Below are 1,185 nucleotides of genomic sequence, written 5' to 3'. Positions count from 1 at the left end.
GCGAACAAGTCCCTGATATGAGATCATGTTTGTCATCTGGAGCCATGGAACAGGGTTCATCATGAGTCATCAACTTACCTTCGCCGACAGTGAATTCAGCAGTAAGCGCCGTCAGACCAGAAAAGAGATTTTCTTGTCCCGCATGGAGCAGATTCTGCCATGGCAAAACATGGTGGAAGTCATCGAGCCGTTTTACCCCAAGGCTGGTAATGGCCGGCGACCTTATCCGCTGGAAACCATGCTACGCATTCACTGCATGCAGCATTGGTACAACCTGAGCGATGGCGCGATGGAAGATGCTCTGTACGAAATCGCCTCCATGCGTCTGTTTGCCCGGTTATCCCTGGATAGCGCCCTGCCGGACCGCACCACCATCATGAATTTCCGCCACCTGCTCGAGCAGCATCAACTGGCCCGCCAATTGTTCAAGACCATCAATCGCTGGCTGGCCGAAGCAGGCGTCATGATGACTCAAGGCACCTTGGTCGATGCCACCATCATTGAGGCACCCAGCTCGACCAAGAACAAAGAGCAGCAACGCGATCCGGAGATGCATCAGACCAAGAAAGGCAATCAGTGGCACTTTGGCATGAAGGCCCACATTGGTGTCGATGCCAAGAGTGGCCTGACCCACAGCCTGGTCACCACCGCGGCCAACGAGCATGACCTCAATCAGCTGGGTAATCTGCTGCATGGAGAGGAGCAATTTGTCTCAGCCGATGCCGGCTACCAAGGGGCGCCACAGCGCGAGGAGCTGGCCGAGGTGGATGTGGACTGGCTGATCGCCGAGCGCCCCGGCAAGGTAAGAACCTTGAAACAGCATCCACGCAAGAACAAAACGGCCATCAACATCGAATACATGAAAGCCAGCATCCGGGCCAAGGTGGAGCACCCATTTCGCATCATCAAGCGACAGTTCGGCTTCGTGAAAGCCAGGTACAAGGGGTTGCTGAAAAACGATAACCAACTGGCGATGTTATTCACGCTGGCCAACCTGTTTCGGGCGGACCAAATGATACGTCAGTGGGAGAGATCCCACTAAAAACTGGGGATAACGCCTTAAATGGCGAAGAAACGGTCTAAATAGGCTGATTCAAGGCATTTACGGGAGAAAAAATCGGCTCAAACATGAAGAAATGAAATGACTGAGTCAGCCGAGAAGAATTTCCCCGCTTATTCGCACCT

Annotated in this window: 1 protein-coding gene; it reads left to right on the top strand. The window is 53.4% G+C overall.

Annotated features, from left to right (window positions below; all coding sequences use genetic code 11):
• Nucleotides 1-61: 61 nt before the first annotated feature.
• Nucleotides 62-1,042, top strand: a complete 981-nt coding sequence (locus HMPREF1024_RS00115) for an IS5-like element IS5 family transposase (RefSeq protein ID WP_000019402.1) — start codon at nucleotides 62-64, stop codon at nucleotides 1,040-1,042.
• The last annotated feature ends 143 nt before the right edge of the window (nucleotides 1,043-1,185 follow it).

Source organism: Klebsiella sp. 4_1_44FAA, from assembly GCF_000238715.1.
GTDB lineage: Bacteria > Pseudomonadota > Gammaproteobacteria > Enterobacterales > Enterobacteriaceae > Klebsiella > Klebsiella pneumoniae.
The sequence above is the reverse complement of the archived record's forward strand: the minus strand, read 5'-3'. Positions and strand labels throughout refer to the sequence as shown.

Coding starts and splice junctions, on each gene's coding strand:
- HMPREF1024_RS00115 (WP_000019402.1), top strand. CDS start 62: ATGAGTCATCAACTTACCTTCGCCGACAGTGAATTCAGCAGTAAGCGC.